The sequence below is a fragment of the Saprospira grandis DSM 2844 genome, from assembly GCF_000275825.1.
GTDB lineage: Bacteria > Bacteroidota > Bacteroidia > Chitinophagales > Saprospiraceae > Saprospira > Saprospira grandis_A.
This window is the reverse complement of the sequence record NZ_JH719942.1, coordinates 1,260,264-1,282,025: the sequence shown is the minus strand read 5'-3', so window position 1 is coordinate 1,282,025 and position 21,762 is coordinate 1,260,264. Positions and strand designations below refer to the sequence as shown.

Below are 21,762 nucleotides of genomic sequence, written 5' to 3'. Positions count from 1 at the left end.
GCCAGAGCAAGCGGGCGAAGCCCGCGCAGGGCCGAGCAGACCTGCGAGCCCTGAAACAGCCCGACCCGCCCGAAGGGCGGGGCAGCCCCAAAATAGGAGGAAGAGAAAAAAAAAGGAAAATAATCCAGTGGGCTGCCTAAAATAGGCTATTTTTGGGAGCATTAAACCACCCTCAAAGAAATAGGTCCATGCAACTTTTAGATGGTAAAGCCCTCTCTCAAAGTATTCAATTAGAGCTCAAAGCGGAAGTGGAGCAACTTCTTGCCCAAGGCGGTCGTCCTCCTCATTTGGTGGCGGTCTTAGTGGGAGAACATCCTGCTTCGGCCAGTTATGTGCGCAATAAAATGCGTGCTTGTGAAAGAGCCAAATTTCGGTCTAGCTTGAAAAAACTGCCAGCGGAGATAAGTCAAGATGATTTATTGGCTGAAATTGCGAGATTGAACCAAGACTCGGAAGTAGATGGCTACATATTGCAATTGCCTTTGCCGGCACATATAGATGAACAGCTAGTGACGCAGGCGGTTGCGCCCGAAAAGGATGTAGATGGCTTTCATCCCTATAATTTGGGCCAGATGCTCTTGGGCGAAGACGGTTATTTGCCCGCTACGCCTATGGGGATGATCACGCTTTTGGAGCGTTATGGGATTGAAACATCGGGAAAAGAAGCGGTAGTGATTGGTCGCTCGAACATTGTGGGCCGCCCGATGAGTATTTTGCTTTCTCGCAAACATCCGCAGGGCAATTGTACGGTTACGGTATTGCACAGCCGCAGCCAAAACATGGCCGAACACTGTCGGCGGGCGGATATTATTGTGGCTGCTATTGGTCAGGCCAACTTCCTGACCGCCGATATGGTGAAAGAAGGTGCCATTATCTTAGATGTGGGCATCAATGCCGTAGATGACCCCAAGGCCAAAAGAGGCTATCGTCTAGTTGGAGATGTAGATTTTGAGGGAGTAAAAGAAAAGGTATCGGCCATCACGCCCGTACCTGGTGGAGTTGGTCCAATGACCGTAGTATCCTTATTGATGAACTGCCTAAAAGCCTATAAAACAGGAGCAGGCAAAGCCCTAGAAAAGCAATAAACTATGCGCATATTGAGTTTTTTGGCCGTTTTGGTCATTACTATATTTCTATTTCTCTTTCTGAACTCCTCTAACTTTGCCTCTTCTACGGTGGAGAGTTTGAGTGGAAAAGAGACCTTTGTTCCCCCGATGGGGAAATTATTGAGCCCGAGTTCGGGCTTTTGGCGCAATGCCGAAAGCAAAACGGGGCCTTCTTTGTCCTCTTCTTTGCGTGATGGTTCGCTTAGTGCTCCTGTAGAATTGCTCTATGACGACCGCATGGTGCCGCACATCTTTGCCGACAATATGCAGGATGCTTTTTTTGCCCAGGGTTATGCTACGGCTAGCCTTCGGCTTTGGCAGATGGAGTTTCAGACGCATGCTGTTTCTGGCCGCTTGGCCGAGGTTTTGGCCACCTCTGAAAAGATGCGAGAAGTTTTGCTGAAGATGGATCGTAAAAAGCGGAAAGCGGGTTTGCCCTTGGCGGCTAAAAAGACCGTAGAGCTTTGGAAAAAAGACCCGAAAACCTATGAGATCTTGCAGCGCTATGCCGATGGGGTTAATGCCTATATTGATGATTTGTCTTATGCCGAATTGCCTTTGGAGTATAAGCTCTTGAACTATCGCCCAGAAAAATGGACGGTCCTTAAATCGGCCCTTTTGCTCAAAGCTATGGCTGAGGACTTAACCGATAAGGACCATGATTTTGAAATGACCAATGCCTATAAATACTTTGGTCGAGATACCTTCAATCTTTTTTATCCAGAATATTTTCCCGAGCAATCGCCGATTATTAACGATACGGCCTTCTATAACTTTAAGCCCGTAGCGGTAGGCGATAGCTTGGCCAAACCCTTTTTGGGTTTTGATCAGGGCTTGCCGAAAAACCCCAACCCCAAACCTAAGGGCATCGGAAGTAATAACTGGGCCCTGGGTGGCAAGAAAACCGCTTCGGGTTACCCTATTTTGTGCAATGACCCCCACCTCAAGCTCAATCTGCCCTCTATTTGGTTTGAGGCGCAAATTGTAACGCCCGACTTTAATGTCTATGGGGCAACATTGCCCGGAGCGCCAGGCGTAATCTCTGGTTTCAATCAATATGTTGCTTGGGGTGTAACCAATGTGGCCCATGATGTTCGCGATTGGTACGCCATTCAATGGACCGATAAGACGAAGTCGGCCTATATCTTTGATGGCGAAGAAAGAGCCAGCGAAAAAATCCTCGATACCGTTTATGTGCGAGGAGCGGGCTTTGTTGTCGATACCCTTGTTTATACGCATTTTGGCCCAGTCGTCCGTACCGTAAATGGCCAAGATTATGTCTTGCATTGGCAGGCCAATGAGCCTAGCTCCGAGGCCAAAACCTTTATCCTATTGGCCCAAGCCAAAAACTACCAAGATTATCAGGCGGCCATTAAGCATTTTTCTTGCCCCGCCCAAAACTTGGTCTTTGCTTGCAATAATGGAGACATTGCGCTTTGGACCCAAGGAAAACTGCCCTTGCGCCGGCCCGAACAAGGAAAATTTGTAGCCGATGGCCGCTATTCCTTCAATCAATGGTCGGGCTTTATGCCTCAAAAGCATATTCCACACGAATATAACCCCCAAAAGGGCTATGTGGCCTCGGCCAATCAGCATTCGGTCAGCCCCGCCTATCCTTATTATACCTATGGTTATTTTGAGGAGTATCGTGGCCGCTATCTCAACGGACAGTTGGATGCCCTTTCTGCAGCCACCGATAGCGAAATGAAAGCCCTGCAATTGAGCAATTTTAGCCAAAAGGCCCAAGATTTTCTGCCCCTGCTGATGAAGTATTTGCAAAGAGGCGAGCTGAGCAAAGACGAGCTAGAACTCTTGGCCCTTTTCCGAGATTGGGATTATGAATATACCGCAGAGGCTGTGGCCCCAACCATCTTTGAAGATTGGTTCTATAATTTGCAAGCCCTTACCTATGACGAACTCGAAGAGGCTGCCGCCCAAGGTATGGAACTGAATTATCCCGATGCCTGGCATTTGTTGGGCCTCCTCAAGCGAGATACTAGCTCGTTTATTTGGGACCAAATAAGCACCGAGAAGCAAGAACGTATTGAAGATATTGTAACCCTCTCTTTTAAAGAGACCCTCAACACTTTGCCCAAAAATAAATCGGGCCAACCCATTAGCTGGGGAGAAATGAAGGCGACAGCCCTCTATCACCTGGCCCGCATCAAGGAGTTTAGTATCCTAAATTTATCGGTGGGCGGTACCGCCGATGCCCTCAATGCCGTGAGTAACCGCTACGATTTTGCCGCCAGCCGAAAGGCCGATAGCCTGATGCATAAGGGCGGCTCTGCAGCCGGACCCTCTTGGCGCATGATTGTCGAATTGGGCGAGAAGAAACCCAAGGCACAAGCCATTTACCCCGGTGGCCAATCCGGTAATCCCGGTAGCCACTACTATGATAATATGGTCCAAACTTGGGCCGAAGGCCGCTACAACAAATTACTTTATCTAGAATCTGCCGAAGAAGGAAAAGAGAATATCCGCATTCGCCAGCGTTTGCACTAAAAAAGACAATTTATTATGACTAGAGTACTATTAGGCGCCGCCGCGCTCTTTTTGCTCATCAGCCTTTCTTTTTGGCTTTTTGCAAGCTGGTGGTGGGCCAATCTATTTTTTGCCATTCTCATCGGTTTTGCCATGCAGCTAGGCGCAGGCCCCAGCTTTTTGGCCGGAGCAGGCAGCAGTTTTCTCAGTTGGTTCATTAGTATGTACTGGATCAATGCGGGCAATGGCGGCTTGCTGCTCCAAAAAATGCGCGCCGTCTTAGGCCTCCCTTTTGGCTCCAATATGGGCGTTATGCTTTTTATTGCCTTGCTGGGCGCTCTGCTGGGCGGATTGGGCTTTCTCTTGGGCCAATTGGGCCGAGATATCGCCACCGGCCCCGTAGATGGCCGCTCCAAACGCCGAAGAAGAGGACGCAAACGCTCTGCCGCTACCTTTAAACTTTAATTTTTTTTTGGGGCTGCCCCGCCCTGCGGGCGGGTCGGGCTCTGCCGCAGCTCGCAGGTCTGCTCGGCCCTGCAGGCGCTTGCGCTTCGCCGCAAACGCCTTGGGTCTGCCGCCTGCGGCGGCCCTGCTATCCATCCCTCAGCCGCGTCGCTGCGCTCCTTTGCGGCGGCTTCGCCGCCTGCTAGACCTATAAATCGCTAGTTTTTTAACGAATATATATTATGAGTACAGAAAAAAAAGCCCACAAATCGGGCTTTGTCAATATTGTAGGCCACCCCAATGTGGGCAAATCTACCCTGATGAACGCCCTGGTTGGCGAACGAATGTCTATCATTACCAATAAACCCCAAACTACCCGCCACCGTATCCTGGGCATCGTCTCCGAAGAAGATTTTCAGATCGTTTTTAGCGATACCCCCGGCCTGATTCAAGACCCTAGCTATAAAATGCAGGAGCGCATGAATGAATATGTCAAATCTACCCTAGAAGATAGCGATTTGATGCTACTGGTAGCCGATGCTACCGAAAAGATTTCTGATGAATCTACCATTTTTGAGCTTTTGGCCAAACTAAAGGCTCCCGTTTTTCTTTTACTCAATAAAATTGATCTGCTGCCCCCAAAAGAACAATTGGAACAATTGGCCGCCTGGAGCAAAAAACTCGATTTTGCCGAGCTCATTCCCATCTCCGCCCTCAATCGCATCAATACCGATTTGGTCCTCGAAAAAGTGATCGAACGAATGCCCGAAGGCCCTACTTATTACCCCAAAGAACAGTTTACCGACCGGCCAGAACGCTTCTTTATGTCCGAAATCATCCGAGAAAAGATTTTACTCAATTACCATCAGGAAATTCCCTACTCAGTAGAAGTAGTGGTAGAGGCTTTTCAAGAAGAAGAAAATATTACCCGCATTTTGGCCAATATCTATGTGGCCCGAAAAACCCAAAAAGCAATTCTTATCGGTAAAGGAGGCCAAGCCATCAAACGCCTAGGCCAAGACGCCCGCCTCGCTATCCAAGCGTTTTTAGAGACTAAAGTCTACCTAGAATTGCACGTAAAAATTAAAGATAATTGGCGCGACGACGAGCGCAGCCTCAATTATTTTGGTTATACGTCTTAATCCTTTTATCTCCCTTGAAAGGGTCTGTTTATGGGCTTTTGCCTAAAAAGTAGGTAAAGTCCCTAATCTTATATTTTTTGTCCATAAAACTAGGATAATGCTTGAGAGTTTGCTTAAATTTGCGTACTATTATAGTCCAATAGTAGAATATACGGTACTACCATCTCCAAGATAAATCCTGCAGCTTTATGGAACAACTGACGCTGAGTTTCAAAAATATCATTCGCCAAAGATGCGAGGCCCAAGGCCAGCTTAGCCTAGCAGAACTGCTAGAAACAGCCGCTAAGCAAGAGTTTGTCCAACTAGACACAACCCTACCCAAAGAGCATCTGCAGCTTCATTGGCAAGAGTTTAAGCAAGCCCGCTTGCAAGAAAGGGCCTTTAGCGAGTTGCGCTCCGCTCAATTACAATCTTATCCTTTTCAATATCTTGGCTACTTCCAATTAGGAGAAGAAGCCGAAGTCTTGCCTTTTGGAGAAGAACAGTTCTCGGCGAGTTTGCAGGCCCGCCCTCTTTTTGTTCAATCTGATGAGCAAGCCAAAGCTTGTAATATGAGCTGGTTGCTAGAACTACTCACTCAGGCCGAAAAAGTAGCCGCAGACCCCCTTCGCCAAGATGAGCTCTTCTGGGAAGAAGGACCTAAAGGTAGCCAGCAGCTTCGGATCGAAAGAGAAAATGGAACACAGAAGGAAGTACAGATTATTCGCTTTAATAATAATTATTCGACGGTGAGCTGGCAGCACCAAATTGAGCTAGGCTAGCCCACCGTTTTAGCTAAATGCTTATGAGTTTAAAAGCCTATTACGAGACCATAGAAGCCGCTATCGCTAAATTGGGCATTGACCCGGTTTCTAGCCGAGGAAAAGAAAAAGAGGGCCTCTGGACCCTCACGAAGAAAGATATTATGGTCTGGATCGACCTCTGGGAAATTGAAAGAGAGGGCCGCCCCTATTTTCAAGTGATGTCTCCCCTTTTTCATGTTCCAGAAGATGAAAAGTTACGCACCGAGCTTTTTGCCGAATTGCTGCAAATCAATGACCGCCTTTATGGAGGAGTCGCCTTTACTACTTTTAAGAAATGGATTTATCTTAAAACTATTCGCGAAGCAGATGGCCTCTCTGCCGATGAAGCCCATAATAGTATCATGAGAGTTGGCACTTATGCCGAACGACATGGAGAGGCACTAGCCAATAAGTTTAATATCGAAATTGCTCGATTTAAGTAGGTTGGACCAAATAGCCCACAAAAAAAAGGAAGCTGCGAATTTTCGCAGCTTCCTTTTTGCGTTTTGGGCGGCGCAGCCGCCACGGCCAAAGGCCGAACGGCCACAACAAGCCCTTTAGGGCGCAGTTCGACGACCAAGGGGAGTAACCGATGTGGAAGGGGGGCCGTAGGCCAGACCGAAGCGCTTTAGCGCTGAAGGGCCGAGCAGACCTGCGAGCCCTGTAACGTAGCGCCGCAAGGCAAAGCCGCAGCGACAACAAGCCCTTTAGGGCGCAGTTCGACGACTGAAAGGAGTAACGCCCCAAACCTTAATCTAGTTCTTCAAAATCAATATATTCGCCATCATTTTGAGGCTGTTGTTTTTGCTTCTGTTTTTGCTGGCTGTTGCTTTGCTGCTGTGTACCAAACTCTTGCTCACTAACATATTGGCCTTGGCCCTGTTGTTGGGTTTGCATTTGTTGCTGAAACATCCGCATGAATTGTTCTTGTGGACTAAGCGGGCGCTCTCGTTTGGGCGGGGCCAAAAATATGGGTCTGATGAGAAAACGGTAGACCAAATAAGCAAAGAAAATAAGAAATAAAGTACGCATGATATAAGTCTTGTTGTAACCTAAGAAAGGCAAAAAGAGCGCCTAGGAAGCTTTTACTGTCATTTTGGCAGTTTCAGTTTGTTTTTTCTGCTCTTTTGTCGCAAAGATATGCCCAGTAAGGATAGAAATGTCATCGGGAAACTCCATATGCCCCTTAAATTCTTGCATTTCCTGCATTAGGGCCGCATTAAAGTCATTGGCGGATAGTTGGTGATGTCTGCTAATAAAATCAGCAATTGCCTCTTCTTCAACGGTTTGTCCAGCCTCATTGCGCAAATCGGTCAAGCCATCGGTATAGAGGAAGAAAAAGGCATCTTCTTTTAGGTAGATTTCGCCCCATTCTAGCTTAGGGATTTTAGGAACAATGCCCAAAATGGTACAGCCTTTATCGAGTCGTTCGACCTGCCCATTTCGGTAAAGAAAAGGAGGATTGTGCCCTGCATTGAGGTAGAGCAAACGGCCCGTGCTGCGGTTGTAGCGGGCCACAAAAAAGGTAATGAATCGGTCGCCTCGGGTGGCTTTGAGGACCTTCTCATTGAGGCGGTCTACAAATTCGGGAATCTTTAGGTCCTTGCGATGAATAAGGGTTTGTAGGTTGGCCTGAAAGTTCGACATCAGGATGGCGGCAGAAATTCCCTTGCCCGAAATATCGGCAATACAAAAGGCAATTTCGTCTTCATTGAGCTCCATAAAGTCATAGTAATCGCCCCCCACGCCCTCATGAGGTTGGTAAATCCCCGAAAAATTAAAGCGTTGATTATTGGGCAGCTTGCTCGGAATGAGCATATTCTGCACCTGATTGGCCAGCCGAAGCTCATGCCGCATTTTCTCCTGCGCCAATTGCCTTTTAAAGAGGCGTTTGTTTTCTATGGCCACCGCCACCACATTGGTTAAGGTCCCAATAAAGCGAATAGACTCAAAGAGGTCTTCCCCTTTTCGGGCCTCCTTATAAACAAAGGCAAAGGCAATGGCCTCCTCCTTATGATAGACGGGAATCACATAGTTAAACTCGCAGAGCAAAGGATGGTCCTCCCCAATCTTAGCAATTCGCTGATAGGCCAGAAAATAGTCGCTAATGTCTAGAACCAAGAGCTTTTCGTCTATTCCCTTATGCGTAGCAAGCTGCCAATCCCCATCTTTGCAACTATATAGGGCAAAGCGCTTGGCACCCATCTCCCAAGAAAGGGTATCGGTATAAATTTTAAACAGGTCCTGAATCTTAATGTTGTTGTTGATGGCCTGCGTAATCTCTGATAGGCGGTTGATCTGCAATTGCTGCAAATAGAGCTTGTGTTCTAGCTCTTCTATCTGCGGCAAGCTGGTTTTATCTTGGCTGTCCATAGGCGCCGGTTTTATCTCTATAAAAGAAGAAGTAAATTAAAGATAAGAAAAATCGCTGGCCAAAGGCCTTAAACTCTTGTTATTTGGGCGCATCTTCTAACTTAGGCTTTGTATTTTGCGCCTCAATCATTTTTATACCTTATGGATTCACTTACTCAGGCTGTGCTTGGTGCCGCTTGCGGACAAGCTGTTCTCGGCCAAAAAATTGGCCCTAAAGCCTTGGCTTGGGGCGCTATTGCGGGCACTTTACCCGATTTAGATGTAGTTAGCCGCGTCTTTAGCGAGCATGAAGTTTATGGCTTGCTCTATCATAGAGGATTAACGCACTCTATTTTTATTACGCTGCTAGCCCCGCCTCTATTGGGCTATTTGGCGCATAAACAAAGAGGCGTTCTTGCTGTCCTTTTTGGCCTTTTGCTGCTCCTTTTTATGGGCGGTATGGGCCTCAAAGAAGGGAGCACTGTTTTGCAGGGCATTGGCCTCTTTATTTTGGCCATTACGGCCTGGGTCGGCTGGCGATACTGGGGCAGCAAAAACCCACCAAAACTTCAAGAAGAACCCGGCTGGAAAAGCTGGAGCTGGATGTTCTTCTGGGCCATTCTAACTCATTGGCTAATTGATGCCGGCACTAGCTACGGCACCCAAATTTTTGAGCCCTTTTCTTCCTACCGATTCTCTTTTAATAATATCGCTATTGCCGATCCACTCTATACTTTGCCGCTTTTACTGGCCGTGATTATTATCCCCTTTTTTAAGAATAAAAGCTGGCAGCAAGGTATCAATACTACCGCTTTGGTCCTTTCTACAACCTATATGGCCCTTACTTTTGGCATTAAGGCAAAGGTCAATGCAGTCGTTAGCGAAAATATTAAGACCCAAAATATAGAACAGCTCAGCTATGTGACTTATCCCACGATTCTTAATTGTATGCTCTGGCAAACGACTATCGAAACCGCCGATGCCTATTATTATGGAGTCTATTCTATCTGGGATGAAGAGCCTAGCATTCAGTTCCAAAAGTTACCCAAACAACATCAGTTGCTGGACCGCTGGAAAGGCCATGAGTTTGTCGATATTCTCCTCTGGTTCTCTCAGGGCTATTATAATGTTACCGAAAATCCAGACGGTAGCCTGCAGTTTAATAATCTTCGCTTTGGCCTGATGGGCTTTGGCCTCTTAGACGATAGCGATGCCTATATTTTTAAGTTTAATTTAGCCGAAAAAGATGGGCAGCTAGCTGTGGCGCAGGTCCGTGATATGGATAAATTACAACCCAAGTTGCTCTTCTCTTTGCTCTGGAATCGCATCTGGGAAAAATATCCTGCTGTCAATAAGTAAGTATTTTTTTGGGGCCTCCGCTGCGGCTTCGCCTTGCGGCGCTACGTTTCGGGGCTCGCAGGTCTGCTCGGCCCTGCAGCCGCTTTCAGCGGCTTTGGTCTGCGGCTTCGCCGCCCCCCTACACATCGCTAGGCCATTTGGCCTGCGGCCAGGGCGGCAAAGCCGCCCCATTCTCCGCACTAAAATTAGTTGATTATGTCTCTTCTCCATCCTCTCCAATTGGGTCCATTAAAACTGAAAAATGCGGTCTTTATGGCGCCGCTCACCCGCTGCCGAGCCGATAATCCAGAAAGACTGCCCACGGCCTTGCATCAGGAGTATTATGCGCAGCGAGCTACGGCTGGCCTCCTCATTTCAGAAGGTCTGCCCATTTCTGACCGAGCTGGAGGCTATTTGTTTGTGCCGGGCATTTATACTCCCGCTCAAGTAGAGGCCTGGAAAGCCGTAACAACTGCCGTAAAAGCTAAAGGGGGCCATTTCTTTGCCCAAATTTGGCATGTGGGCCGAGTTTCTCACCCCGATCTGATGAATGGACAAGCACTTTTGGCGCCTTCAGCTATTGCTACGGGCAGTAAGAGCCGAACCTATGAAGGGCTCAAGCTTTCTCCTGTTCCCAAGGCTATGGACCAAGAAGATATTCAAACCGTAATTGCTCAGTTTAAACAGGCTGCCGCCAATGCCTTGGCCGCTGGCTTTGATGGGGTAGAGCTGCATACGAGTAATGGCTACCTCTTTCATCAGTTTTTTGCCAATTCGGCCAACCAACGCCAAGATGAATATGGTGGCAGTATCCCAAATAGAGCCCGCTTCCTCTTTGAGGTCCTCGAGGCGGTCCAAGAAGTTTGTCCCCTAGAAAGAGTGGGCCTGCGCTTTAACCCTATGCTCGATGGGCATATCGGCATTGAGGTAGATGAAGAAACCATCCCTTTCTTTGATTATCTCTTAGACAAGCTCAATGATTATCCCTTGGCCTATGTGCATCTGACTCGGCCAGGCCAAGCTTTTGCCCACCGCCAATTGGCCCAAAAAGAGAAGGACCCCAATTTGTTTATTCAAGATGTTATTGGCCATTATCGCCAAATCTACAAAGGCGTTTTAGTGGCCAATGGCGGCTATACGGCCCAAACGGCCCAAGAGGAATTGGCCCAAAATCGAGCAGATGCCATCGCTTTTGGCAAAGCCTTTATCGCTAATCCCGATTTGGTCCAAAGAATGGAACAAAATGCGGCCTGGGCGCCCTGGAATCCCAATACCTTTTATACCCAAGGCCCAGAAGGCTATACCGATTACCCCTTTTTGTCAGAGGGCTAGCATAAAAAAAAGGAGCAAGCGTAATTTACGCTTGCTCCTTGCTTTTAGGGCCTTGCTCTATTCATAATTAGAGCCTTCTTCTAAGTATTGTAGCATCTCTTTGCGATAGAGGTCAGGTAGACAGCCTTCTTGGCCTTGCAGTAGGCAACCCACTGGAATCTCTGGATAAAGTTGGTCATATCTGCGGACCTCACTCATAGAAATCCGTCGAAGAATATGTTTTCTAGATAGTTCTGAGGGCTCTTTCATGCCTGCCGCTGCGAGTAGTTCAACCAAAGCATGCACGGTCTTTTTATGAAAGGAGTAAATCCGCTCGGCCTTATCTGGAATATTGAGGCCTTTCATTAGTTGTTTGTTTTGGGTAGCTACTCCCGTAGGGCATTTATTGGTATGGCATTCTAGGGCCTGAATACAACCAACGGCCATCATCATGGCGCGGGCACTATAGCAGGCATCTGCGCCTAGGGCCAAGGTTTTGGCCAAATCAAAGCCACAGCTAATTTTACCTGCGGCCAAGACCTTAATATCCTTCTTGAGGTCAAAGCCCTTAAGGGTATCCACGGCAAAGCTCAGCCCATCGCGTAGGGGCATCCCTAGGGAGTCGGAAAACTCTACAGGGGCGGCACCGGTTCCCCCTTCTCCACCATCAATAGTAATAAAGTCGGGCTTAATGCCTGTTTTGATCATGGCTTTGCAAAGGTCATAAAACTCAATTTCAGAGCCAATACAGAGCTTAAAGCCAATGGGCCGGCCCTTAGACAACTGCCGAAGTTGGGCCACAAACTGCAACAGCCCTTCTGGTCCCTGAAAAGCTTTGTGGTAGGGTGGCGAAAGTACATCGGTCCCCGCTTGCACTCCCCGAATTTTAGCAATTTCGGCGGTATTTTTTTTGGCGGGTAAAATACCGCCATGTCCGGGTTTTGCCCCTTGCGAGAGTTTAATCTCCACCATCTTGACATCGGGATGGTCCACTGTTTTTGCAAACTTATCGGGGTCGAAGTGGCCATTATCGGCTCGGCAGCCAAAGTAGCCCGTTCCAATTTGCCAGATGAGGTGACCGCCTTGCGAGAGGTGGTAGGGGCTCACTCCGCCCTCGCCAGTATTTTGGGCAAAGCCGCCTTTGGCGGCTCCTTTGTTCATGGCCATAACGGCATTGGCAGAGAGAGAGCCAAAGCTCATGGCCGAAATATTAAAGATGCTTAAATCGTAGGGTTGGCTACAGTCTGGTCCACCTACAGAAACCTTGGGATCTTGTTCTATGCTATCAAAAGCAAAGGGGTAGGTAGAGTGCGTCATCCATTCATAGCCTTCATCATAGATATCGAGTTGGGTACCAAAAGGAACTGTTTCCTTGGCTTTTTTGGCCCTTTGATAAATGAGGGAGCGTTTGCGGCGGCTAAAAGGCGTATGGTCCAAATCTGATTCAATAAAATACTGGCGGATAGCGGGACGCAGGCCCTCTAAAAAGTAGCGCATTCGGCCAATGAGCGGGTGTGTTCTGCGAATGGCATGATCGGTCTGAATCATATCCTGAAGGCCCATAAAGAAGAGCGGGACCAAAATAACTAGGGCCCAAAGGAAGTGAATAGACAGAAAATAGGCCGCAATCGCGGTGGCGGCAAAAAGCAGCAGCGATACGGCCAAAAATTTCTGGGGAAAGTTGTTAATTGTCATAATATATTGCGTCAGTGAATACCTGACTACTTCGCTTTTTTCACCCACTTTTGGAGTTTTTTGGCGGCTTTGGGGTCAGAGGGGCGCAGGGCATCTCTATCAGCAAAGTTTCCTTCGGCATCAACAATCAGGTAATGAGGAATGCTATAAATATAAAAAAAACGGAGTAATTCTTTACTGTCTCGGCCAGCTCTTTGCCAATGTTCGCCAGTTTGGCGGATATCGAGTTTATCTAGGGCTTTTTGCCAAGCCTGGGGTTTATCGTCTAAAGAGAGGTAGAGGAAAACGACTTCTTCGCCTAGTTTTTCATGTAATTTCTTGGATTGGGGCATTTCTTTTTTGCAAGGGCCGCACCAGCTGGCCCAAAAATCAATATAAATCACTTTACCTTTGTGTTGGGCCAAGATATCGGCTAGGCTTTTTTCTTGCTCGCCATTGGCAGCCTTGAAGCTATGGCTGCTGAGCAGTTCGGGCAGTGTTTTGTTGGATTGGGCCAAGAGGCTACCTCCTAGCAAGAAGAGAAAACTGAGGGACAAGAGTAGCTTGTTCATAGAATTGATATTGAAGGTGAAAGGATGTAGGAGGGACGTTATTTAGGCTCAATATTAGGGCCAGCTTTTTTTGCGATTAGTTGTTGTTTTGGGCCTAGGGCGGCGGCGAAGCCGCCGCAAAGGGCCGTAGGCCCGCGGCTGAGGGATGGATAGTGGGGCGGCGCAGCCGCAGACCCAAGTTTTTGAGCGCAGCGAAAAAACTGCAGGGCCGAGCGAACAGCGAGCCACGACACAGCCCGACCCGCCCGCAGGGCGGGGCAGCCCCAAATTCTGATGGAAATTAGAAAATGCCAAGGGAAATAAGTCTTACTAGAGTGAATATTTGGCCTGCTTCTAAAAAAGATTTAGTGAAATCTAGGTTTTTTAAGAAGTTGTTTATCTTTGCAAGCAAATTTTTTTTTATAAGATCAAATCAGCTGGCTGAAAAAGAAAGAGATATAATGGCAGATCAACCCATAAAAACGGAGCTTCAGGATTTTGACGTAGATCAGTTTCGCGATCAAACTGCAGAAACTTTTGAGAAGTATAAGAACGTGATTTTTGGCGCTTTGCTCGCCGTTGTCCTCATTGGTGGGGGCTACTATTTCTATAGTGATTTTTACATGAAGCCCAAAAATGAGAATGCCAACAAGGCGATTTTTCAGGCTGAGGCCATGTTTCAGAAAGATTCTTTTTTGCTAGCCTTAAATGGTACCGGCGCGGCTTTGGCCGGGCAGATGGGGGGCAGCTATGAAGGTTTTCTAGATATTATTGCTAATTATGGTGGAACAGAGGCGGCCAACCGTGCGCATTATGGTGCTGGGGCTTCTTTGCTTCGTTTGGGCAAGGCCGATGAGGCGATTAAGTACCTAAAGGCTTATAATGGTAAGGATGGTTACTCTCAGGCAGCAGCTTATGCGCTTTTGGGCGATGCTTACTCTGAAACCAATGACAATGAGCAGGCTTTGAGTTATTATGAGAAGGCGGCTAAAGAGAGTCCCAACGCCATGATGACGCCTGTTTATATGCGTAAAGCGGCTCTTTTTAATGAGGTCGTGATGAGCAATTCGGCTCGTGCATTGGAGCTATACAAAGAGATTGAGCAGAAGTATCCTGAAGCGGCTGAGCGCTTGAACATTTCGAAAGATGTGGTTCGCTTGGAGCAAGGAAAATAAGATATGATTCAGCAAAGAGAAAGGGCGTCGACCAATTGGTCGACGCCCTTCTTTTTTGGCCCAAAGGCTCATTTAGATGGCAATGATTTCAAAACCATTGGCGGTAGGACGAAGGATAAACATGGCCATATCAGAGGCCGAGAAAAGCGCCTGCTTTTTGGGGAGAAGGTTGGCCCCATTAAAGAAGATATCGCCTGCTTGTAGCTTGTACATTTGCTGGCGTTGGGGATATTTGGCCGCAAACTCTTCTTTGTCCATCACTTCCGATTTATAGCTATCTAGGTACATCTGATAACTAACTTGAATATCGCTGCGGATGGGGTTCTCATCGCAAAAATCGGATTTTAGCTGGGGCGTAATGTTAAACTGCTGCCCCGACTCCATAGCGATTACCTCCGAGGCTAGGCTGTTGGCGACCAATTGGCAGTTGCCATCAAAGTAGGCCTTGATGAGCTCTTGCCCAAAGGCGAGGGCCTTGGCTTTCTCCTTAGTGATAGGAGCCTTAATGGTACTGCTGCTGAGCGTACTGCCCTTTTTTTGGGCCAATAGGTTGGGGCCTGCCAAGAGGAAGCAGGCGGCAAAGAAAATACTGAATACTGTTTTCATCATAGTTTTTATTCTTTTGAAAGACGATCAATCAATCGCCGAGACATATCTACAAAGTTTTCTTCAGAGATTAGGCCAATTAGCTCCTTATTCTTTAGAACGGGCAAAATTTTTACGCCTTCTTTCCGCATAATCTTCATAACTTCGGTAATCGTGTTCTGAGGCGCAACGGTTCGGGGTTTAGGTTGCATGATTTCGCCTACTGTTTTCCCCTCTTCTTTTTGAGGACTAGATAAATAGCGCATGATTGATTTGGCCGTGACTACGCCCTGCAAATGCCCTTCTTCATCTTCTACGGGCAGGTAGTTTAGGTCGTTCCAATCCATTAGGCTGTAGGCATATTCTACAATATCATCTTGATGGACCGTGACCAAGTCCGTGCTCATAAATTCCTCGACCAATAGTTTGGAGGGGTCGTATTGATGAAACTGCCCTAGCTCGGGAATTTCCCACTCATGTACAGGCCGGCTCTGCGTCTGATGCTCATAAATAGCCGCCGTGATGGTGGTGAGGCTTTCATCTACGCTGGTCTCTTTCTTAAATTTAGAGAAGGTGCGCAGAATCCAACGGGCCCCATTACTATGCCGGCGAACCCTTTCTTCCATAATGCCCAAATAGCGATCAATATGCTCCGGCTCAATGTTCCGATGGGCTAGACCCGCTCTGGCCATGGGCAAAAGTTCTTCTAGCACGAGGGTGCGAGCATTGACCTTTTTGTCGCCGGTCCAGGTAAATTCAGAATCAATACCCATTTTGGCCGCCTTGATAAAGTTATCTCGAGCATCATCAAAACTCATGAGTTTGGTGATGTCGTCATGGGCCAAAGCCATGCCTTCCATAAGACCCAACCAAAAGGCCGAATTGGCCATTTCGTCAATTACCGTAGGCCCCGCACCAAACAGCCGGTTCTCTATTCGAAGATGGGGTTTCCCATTGCCCGAAATACCGTAGCAAGGACGGTTCCAGCGGTAGACGGTACCATTGTGCACTTGCAAGGCTTTTAGCTTGGGCGCTACTTTTTGGGCCAAACGCTCCAAGGAGTCTTCCTCAATGTCAGTGCCCAATATAATACGGAAACGAGTGATGTCTTCTTTGTAAATCTCTAGGGCCGACTTATGCAACCAGTCGTGCCCAAAGGTGACTCTCGGACTCTGGTCTCTGAGGTGGTCCCGGCTCTTTCTATTATCTATCGATTGCTGAAAAAGGGCAATTCTCGACTCATGCCAGAGCCGCTTGCCAAAAAGAAGCGGCGAGTTGGCCGCCATGGCCAATACCGGCCCAGTAACAGCTTGGGCAATGTTGTACATCTTGACAAAATCCTGCGGACGAACCTGCAAATGTACCTGAAAACTCGTATTACTCGCCTCTAATAAAGGCGAATCATGCCGCACAATCAATTCATCAATCCCCACAATATGCAGCTCGTAATCACTGCCCCGCATTTTACGCAAAGCATGCATCAATGCAGCATAACGCTCCTTGGGCGTGAGCTTGCTCATATGCAAATCAAACTTGCGCAAAGATGGCAATATCCCCGTGAGTAACAATCGACTGTCATGCCGAGCCGCTACCTTGGCCAATTTTCCCAATCGCTGCCGCAATTCAGTTTCCATCTTAAATAAAGCATCTCCCTCAAAACGCTGAGGAGAGAGGTTGATCTCTAAATTGAATTGGGCCAGCTCGGTGGTCAACCAGTCTGGATGAAATTCTTCCAAAATTTGCATGGCCGTGCAAGCCGGCTTATAATGTTTGTCAATTAAACACATTTCTTGCTCCGCCCCAATGCGCAAAACATCATCCTCAAACCAGTTGCCCTCTAGCATGGTCTCAAAGGCTTGAACATCTTGTAGTAATTGCCGCACAAAGTGCTGCATATCGCTCTTACTACTGGAGCTAGCTAGTCGTACACGTTCTTCTCCCATATGATTTCGTAATTAAATAAAATGTTAAGGACCTTACGAACATAAAAAGAAGTCTATTAAAAAAGGGACTTTTGCCCAATTTTATTAAACTAGCGTCCTTTATTTGCAAAATTTATAAAAGCTTGCTGTTTTGGGGCTGCCCCGCCCTGCGGGCGGGTCGGGCTGTGTCGCAGCTCGCAGGTCTGCTCGGCCCTGCGCAAAAAAAGCTGCGCTTTTTTGCTTGCTCTGCGGCTTCGCCGCCCTGCTTTCCATCCCTCAGCCAGGGGCGGCTGGAACAGCCGCCGCTAAACCCTTGCCGTCTGGCTTTCGTTTAGACGAATACTAGCCTTCACTCTAAATTTTAATCTTATGCGTTTTCTCTTTGCTCTTTTTCTGCTCAGCTCTAGCCTGTTGTTGTCTTGCGATAAAAATGGAGATCGCCTCGAATTGCCTTTTACTACTTGGGTAGAGGTTCCCGCAGGCCTCAATGGTATACTAACCTATCACTTTCCCGCCGATGTCTATACCAATGGAACGGTGCCCGAAAATCTCAAGCAGGCTCAACCCGCCCGCATCCGTCTCTATTTAGAAGACGGACAAGCTTCTTTTGATTTTGCCCGACGCGTTTACCTAGATGCCGTGACCGATAGTAGCCGCAATGAGCTGGGCTATCGCTTAGATGTGCCACTAGCCAATTCGGCTAGCCTAGATTTATTTCCCTCTATTGTAGACCTCAAAGAGCAGTTGGCCCAAGAACAATTTCGCATTGAGCTGAAAATTGATCTCCGCTCTACCACTACGGCCACTAGCCGCATGAGAATCGAACTAGATTTTTTGGCCGAATTGCTCGATTAAGTAACGCAGACCCAAGGCATAACCCCGCCAACCCAAACCAGAAATAACGCCTACTGCCGCCTCTGCCAAATAGGAATGTCGCCTGTACTCCTCCCGCTGATGAACATTGGAGAGGTGCACTTCTACTACCGGCCGACTAATGCCCCGTACCGCATCGGCTAAGGCGATAGAGGTATGGGCATAGGCCCCCGGATTAAAGACAATGCCTAAATAATCAAAGCCAACGGCATGTAGCTGGTCCAAAAGGGCCCCCTCATGATTCGATTGGAAATAATGCAGCCGATAGGGGAGCAAGAGCTCGCCCATATCGGCTTTTATTTGGCCCAGTATCTCCTCAAAGTTTGCCGAACCGTATACTTCGGGCTCCCGCTTCCCCAATAAATTGAGGTTGGGCCCATTCATAATCAATAGATCTTTCATTGCTGCTGTTAGTATGGTATTCGTCGCTGCGCTCCTCATGCGCAATATGTCCCCGCCCACCCACCCCTCTACGGGATTCCCTAAGGAATCCCTCGGGGAGGCTGGACCCAAACAAATCTAAGCGATTCTATACCAAAGGCCCAAAACAAAAAGCAAGAAAAACCCGCCCCAACCTATATAAGCCAGATTGGTCGGCTCCTCCTCGGGCAGCTTGCAAGGGGTAGCCTGCTGCGGCTCGGCCTGCTCTATAGCGCCTTGCTCTGCTCTTGGCTGCGGCTTGGCCTTGGGCGAGTCTGTCTTTTTCTTGGGCGCTGGACAGCGGTCCATGGGCTTTTGTATCTCCTCCAAAGCAGGTTGCTGCGGCTCTATAAGCGTATCGCTTACCCTCGGTAGACTATCCTCTTCAAAGCCAATAAACTCTACATACTTGGGGTAGCGCTTGCGCAGCTCTTCCATCGAAAGCTTTTGCTGATGAATATATAAATGGTTCTTTACGGTATCGATCTCAAGCGATTGGTCCCAATCTCTTATGGTCTCTACAACCATAGAATCATTTAGCTTTTCTAGCCGAATCATCATAGGGGGCGGCAAACCAAAGTCATCCTCTGGCAAGTCCTCTGGATTAAAAAAAGGCAGCTCGCCCGCAAAACTTTTATAGGCTATTGCTTTGGTTTGCCCCCAAATAGGCCCTTGCAAAAGGACCAAAGCTAAAAAGCAGAGTATCAGTTGTTTCATCAGTTGTTGTGATTTAGCGTAAACTGTTAAAAAAAGTTTGGGCCTGTTAAAAAAACAGCCGCAAACTATTGGCCAAAAGTTGGAAGGCTTAGCTGGGGGAGGCCCCATAGGCTAGTTTATCAAACAAATAGCAGTATACTATAGTCCCTCGCTAGTTTGTAGATGCAAAATGGCTATAACCAGTTGTTTAGCCTCAATCTGCAATTGCAAAACAGCTCTGGCGTGGTGCCAGCGTTAATCTGCATTTGCAAAACAGCTCTAAACGATGCCCAGAGCTAATTTGCATTTGCAAAACAGCTCTAAACGATGCCCAGAGCTAATCTGCATTTGCAAAACAGCTCTGAACGATGCCCGGAGCTAATTTGCATTTGCAAAACAGCTCTAAACGATGCCCGGAGCTAATTTGCATTTGCAAAACAGCTCTAAACGATGCCCGGAGCTAATTTGCATTTGCAAAACAGCTCTGAACGATGCCCGGAGCTAATCTGCAGTTTACAAATCCCTCCGGGCGTATCTGTAATGTCCTATCTTTTCTTTCTGGACCGACCCTACTACAGTCTAGGGATAGGCGCTTAGCAGCGAAATATGGAAGGCAGTTGTATTTTTGGCCTAAATATCCTGCAGTCTAAAGGCCTGTTGGGCCGAGCTGTAGGTTGAAACCTACAGCCAATTAACGAATGCAATTTAATATAGTATGGAAGGTTAAAACCCTCCATAAACAAACATCTTCTAGGCTGCCCAAATCATAAATGCAGCAGTTATGAGGGCCGTTAAAAGCGGTAGAGGATTTTAATCCTCTCCGCACTATAAATGTAGTATATAATTGTTGTATGGCTGTAGGTTTCAACCTACAGGCCCATATAGCAGGCCCGTAGGGCCGCAGGCCTAGCGATGTGCAGCAGTGGCCGTCAGGCCAGACCAAGCGGGCCTTAGCCCGCGCAGGGCCGAGCGAACAGCGAGCTGCGAAACGTAGCGCCGCAAGGCGAAGCCGCAGCGGAGGCCCCAAAAAACAATCATCTAGCTATTATAGCCCATCAACTTATCGAGGGAGGGGCCACTAATGACCACCACGGCAGAGCGGGGTATGCTATCGCCGCCTTCTGGCCAATGGCTGCTGAGTTCCTCTAGGTTGGGGCTGGTCTCTCCGGGGTGCTGCACACTGAGGAAGAGGTGGCGACCGTCGGGGGTAAAGTAAGGGCCAGTGAGCTCGGCATCTTTGGGGGCAGAAGCGACCCGAACCACCTTGTCCTTGGCCTGATGATAGACGAACAGACTATTGTTGCCATAGGGGGTATAGGGTGCCTTGCCGATCTTGCTGCCCGAGATATCGGAGGTAAACCAAAGATTGCCCTTGGGGTCAAAGGCCATATTATCGGGGCAGGCAAAACCGAAGTCCGCCCCACCGGTCAAAAAGGCTTCTGCCTTAAATTTAAGGCCTGTTTTATCTTCTGATTCTTCTTCAATCTTGAGAATTTTCCCCATATAATCTCCCTTGGGAATATTATTGGTGAGCGTGATGAGTACATGGCCCGTTTGGGGATCAAACTCAATATCCTCGGGGCGATTGAGTGGGGTAGCGCCCAAGAGCTTGGCCGCCTCTCGCAGACGGATAAGGACCTCCGTTTGGTCCTTAAAATGCTCTTGCAAAATGGGCTGTTCCTCATAATTGAGGGATAGCCACTCGCCTTTTTCGGTATTGGCCACATAGAGCGTGCCCTCGGTCAGGCTACCGGGCTGGCTGCTAACAAACTTATAGATATGTTCATCATTTTTGTCGTCGCCAGTATAGACCACTAGGCGGCCATCGGAGGCCTCATGCACCTGAGCGCATTCATGGGCACAGCGGCCCAGGGCCACCAACTTGCGGGCTTTTCCGCTCTTAATATTCACCTCGACCACCCAGCCATAATGTTCGGGCAGATTATCGGGGTACTTATGTTCCCAGCCATAGGCGGAGGCGATGCGTTTGGGTTGTTTGGCATCTTGGCTATAGTCGCTTTCGCCATAATAAAACTGATAGTTTTCCTCACAGGTCAGGATGCTGCCCCAAGGCGTCACGCCGCCTGCACAATTGCCAAAGGTGCCCATAGCGACCTTTTTGCCGGCTATAGTTTGGGGCCAATCAAAGGGGATTTCGGTAAAGCCATTTAGGCGGCGGTTATAGTCGCTATCCTGCTTAATGGTCCAGGGACCATCTGCTTTTTTTTGGATATGCAGAATAGAGCCGCCCACCTCATAGAGCTCTTGGTCAATGGCTTCTTTAGTCTTTGTTTTGGGGTCGGCTTTGCGGGCAAAACCGTGTACAAATAGGGGGTCGAGATATTCGTGATTGACCCAAAGCAGTCCTTCTTGTAGATCTGGTCCTTGTTGGAGCGGGATATAGGCGGTATAATCGTTATTAAAGCCAAACTTATCTTGAGGAGAAATCTCATCCTGCCATTTGGCCAAAATCTGATACTCCAGCCCCTCATCTAGAAGGAGTTGGTCCTCGGTTTTGGCGGCAAGGCCCTTAAAAGGGAATTCCATTTGGGGATCTACTTTCTCGCCAGTTTCGGTATAGCCCTTATTATGCTGGGGTTCGCCACAAGACTCTAGGCTAGTGAATAGGCTAGCGCCAGAAACAGCTAGGCTGGTACGGCCCAAGAACTGTAGAAAAGATCGTCTGTTTTGCTCTTTCATGATATGAAGTTTATTTAGCACTGATGTTTTATTTTGGGGCCCGCGGCCGGCTAGCCTTCGGCTAGCTCGGCCGCCGCTATGCTGCGCGGCTCGCTGTTCGCTCGGCCCTGCAGCCGCCTTTGGCGGCTTGGGTCTGGCCTTGCGGCCACCGCTGCGCAGCGCTGGGCCAAAAGCGCTTGATTAGCTAGTTAAAGTTAAAAAGCAGAG

Annotated in this window: 19 protein-coding genes; 10 read left to right on the top strand and 9 right to left on the bottom strand. The window is 48.2% G+C overall.

Features of this window, described 5'->3' with window-relative positions; genetic code table 11:
* The first annotated feature begins 188 nt into the window (after nt 1–188).
* From folD to SAPGRDRAFT_RS05825, 6 genes are all read left to right on the top strand, one after another.
* Nucleotides 189–1,085, top strand: coding sequence for a bifunctional methylenetetrahydrofolate dehydrogenase/methenyltetrahydrofolate cyclohydrolase FolD (folD, locus tag SAPGRDRAFT_RS05850; RefSeq protein WP_002657953.1), 897 nt, complete (start codon nt 189–191; stop codon nt 1,083–1,085).
* A gap of 3 nt (nt 1,086–1,088) precedes the next feature.
* The gene (locus SAPGRDRAFT_RS05845) at nt 1,089–3,611 is read left to right on the top strand and encodes a penicillin acylase family protein (protein WP_002657951.1); all 2,523 of its coding nucleotides are present in this window, start codon (nt 1,089–1,091) and stop codon (nt 3,609–3,611) included.
* A gap of 15 nt (nt 3,612–3,626) precedes the next feature.
* Nucleotides 3,627–4,055, top strand: a complete 429-nt coding sequence (locus tag SAPGRDRAFT_RS05840) for a hypothetical protein (RefSeq protein WP_002657949.1) — start codon at nt 3,627–3,629, stop codon at nt 4,053–4,055.
* 221 nt (nt 4,056–4,276) lie between these two features.
* Nucleotides 4,277–5,176, top strand: coding sequence for a GTPase Era (era, locus tag SAPGRDRAFT_RS05835; protein WP_002657948.1), 900 nt, complete (start codon nt 4,277–4,279; stop codon nt 5,174–5,176).
* A gap of 188 nt (nt 5,177–5,364) precedes the next feature.
* On the top strand, nt 5,365–5,937 hold the full coding sequence (locus SAPGRDRAFT_RS05830) for a hypothetical protein (RefSeq protein ID WP_002657946.1): 573 nt from the start codon (nt 5,365–5,367) through the stop codon (nt 5,935–5,937).
* Between the two features lie 23 nt (nt 5,938–5,960).
* Entirely contained in the window at nt 5,961–6,401 is a 441-nt protein-coding gene (locus tag SAPGRDRAFT_RS05825; RefSeq protein ID WP_002657944.1) for a YbjN domain-containing protein, read from the top strand.
* A 307-nt stretch (nt 6,402–6,708) separates the two neighbouring features.
* Here SAPGRDRAFT_RS05825 and SAPGRDRAFT_RS05820 read toward each other — a convergent pair whose 3' ends face one another.
* Entirely contained in the window at nt 6,709–6,990 is a 282-nt protein-coding gene (locus SAPGRDRAFT_RS05820) for a DUF4834 family protein (RefSeq protein ID WP_002657942.1), read from the bottom strand.
* 42 nt (nt 6,991–7,032) lie between these two features.
* Nucleotides 7,033–8,331 (bottom strand): PP2C family protein-serine/threonine phosphatase, encoded by a 1,299-nt coding sequence (locus tag SAPGRDRAFT_RS05815; RefSeq protein WP_002657941.1) that lies wholly within the window; start codon nt 8,329–8,331, stop codon nt 7,033–7,035.
* A 141-nt stretch (nt 8,332–8,472) separates the two neighbouring features.
* Here SAPGRDRAFT_RS05815 and SAPGRDRAFT_RS05810 point away from each other — a divergent pair, with 141 nt between their 5' ends.
* A complete protein-coding gene (locus SAPGRDRAFT_RS05810; protein WP_002657939.1) occupies nt 8,473–9,669 on the top strand; it encodes a metal-dependent hydrolase in 1,197 nt (398 codons plus the stop codon).
* 195 nt (nt 9,670–9,864) lie between these two features.
* Nucleotides 9,865–10,980 carry an alkene reductase gene (locus SAPGRDRAFT_RS05805; RefSeq protein WP_037349879.1) on the top strand — a complete coding sequence of 372 codons (1,116 nt, stop codon included), beginning with the start codon at nt 9,865–9,867 and terminating at the stop codon, nt 10,978–10,980.
* A 57-nt stretch (nt 10,981–11,037) separates the two neighbouring features.
* Here the strand turns inward: SAPGRDRAFT_RS05805 and SAPGRDRAFT_RS05800 are convergent, their stop codons facing one another.
* Together SAPGRDRAFT_RS05800 and SAPGRDRAFT_RS05795 are read right to left on the bottom strand one after the other, a co-directional pair.
* Nucleotides 11,038–12,654, bottom strand: coding sequence for an FMN-binding glutamate synthase family protein (locus SAPGRDRAFT_RS05800; RefSeq protein WP_002657934.1), 1,617 nt, complete (start codon nt 12,652–12,654; stop codon nt 11,038–11,040).
* 26 nt (nt 12,655–12,680) lie between these two features.
* Nucleotides 12,681–13,205, bottom strand: coding sequence for a TlpA family protein disulfide reductase (locus tag SAPGRDRAFT_RS05795; RefSeq protein ID WP_002657932.1), 525 nt, complete (start codon nt 13,203–13,205; stop codon nt 12,681–12,683).
* Between the two features lie 440 nt (nt 13,206–13,645).
* Here SAPGRDRAFT_RS05795 and SAPGRDRAFT_RS05790 point away from each other — a divergent pair, with 440 nt between their 5' ends.
* Entirely contained in the window at nt 13,646–14,359 is a 714-nt protein-coding gene (locus tag SAPGRDRAFT_RS05790) for a tetratricopeptide repeat protein (RefSeq protein WP_002657931.1), read from the top strand.
* Nucleotides 14,360–14,431: 72 nt separating this feature from the next.
* On the opposite strand, the gene SAPGRDRAFT_RS05785 is transcribed toward SAPGRDRAFT_RS05790, so the two are convergent.
* Nucleotides 14,432–14,968 (bottom strand): hypothetical protein, encoded by a 537-nt coding sequence (locus SAPGRDRAFT_RS05785; protein ID WP_253271277.1) that lies wholly within the window; start codon nt 14,966–14,968, stop codon nt 14,432–14,434.
* Between the two features lie 5 nt (nt 14,969–14,973).
* Complete coding sequence (locus tag SAPGRDRAFT_RS05780; RefSeq protein WP_002657927.1) at nt 14,974–16,887, bottom strand: CBS domain-containing protein; 1,914 nt, start codon at nt 16,885–16,887, stop codon at nt 14,974–14,976.
* Nucleotides 16,888–17,235: 348 nt separating this feature from the next.
* Here SAPGRDRAFT_RS05780 and SAPGRDRAFT_RS05770 point away from each other — a divergent pair, with 348 nt between their 5' ends.
* Nucleotides 17,236–17,721: a hypothetical protein gene (locus tag SAPGRDRAFT_RS05770; RefSeq protein WP_002657925.1), complete on the top strand. Its 486-nt coding sequence runs from the start codon at nt 17,236–17,238 to the stop codon at nt 17,719–17,721.
* On the opposite strand, the gene aroQ is transcribed toward SAPGRDRAFT_RS05770, so the two are convergent.
* The 3 genes from aroQ to SAPGRDRAFT_RS05755 form a co-directional block, all read right to left on the bottom strand.
* On the bottom strand, nt 17,692–18,141 hold the full coding sequence (aroQ, locus tag SAPGRDRAFT_RS05765) for a type II 3-dehydroquinate dehydratase (protein ID WP_037349876.1): 450 nt from the start codon (nt 18,139–18,141) through the stop codon (nt 17,692–17,694). The two genes, SAPGRDRAFT_RS05770 and aroQ, sit on opposite strands and share 30 nt — an antisense overlap.
* Nucleotides 18,142–18,258: 117 nt before the next feature.
* The gene (locus SAPGRDRAFT_RS05760) at nt 18,259–18,876 is read right to left on the bottom strand and encodes a hypothetical protein (protein ID WP_002657921.1); all 618 of its coding nucleotides are present in this window, start codon (nt 18,874–18,876) and stop codon (nt 18,259–18,261) included.
* 1,017 nt (nt 18,877–19,893) lie between these two features.
* Nucleotides 19,894–21,555: a PhoX family protein gene (locus tag SAPGRDRAFT_RS05755; RefSeq protein ID WP_002657920.1), complete on the bottom strand. Its 1,662-nt coding sequence runs from the start codon at nt 21,553–21,555 to the stop codon at nt 19,894–19,896.
* Between the last annotated feature and the right edge of the window lie 207 nt (nt 21,556–21,762).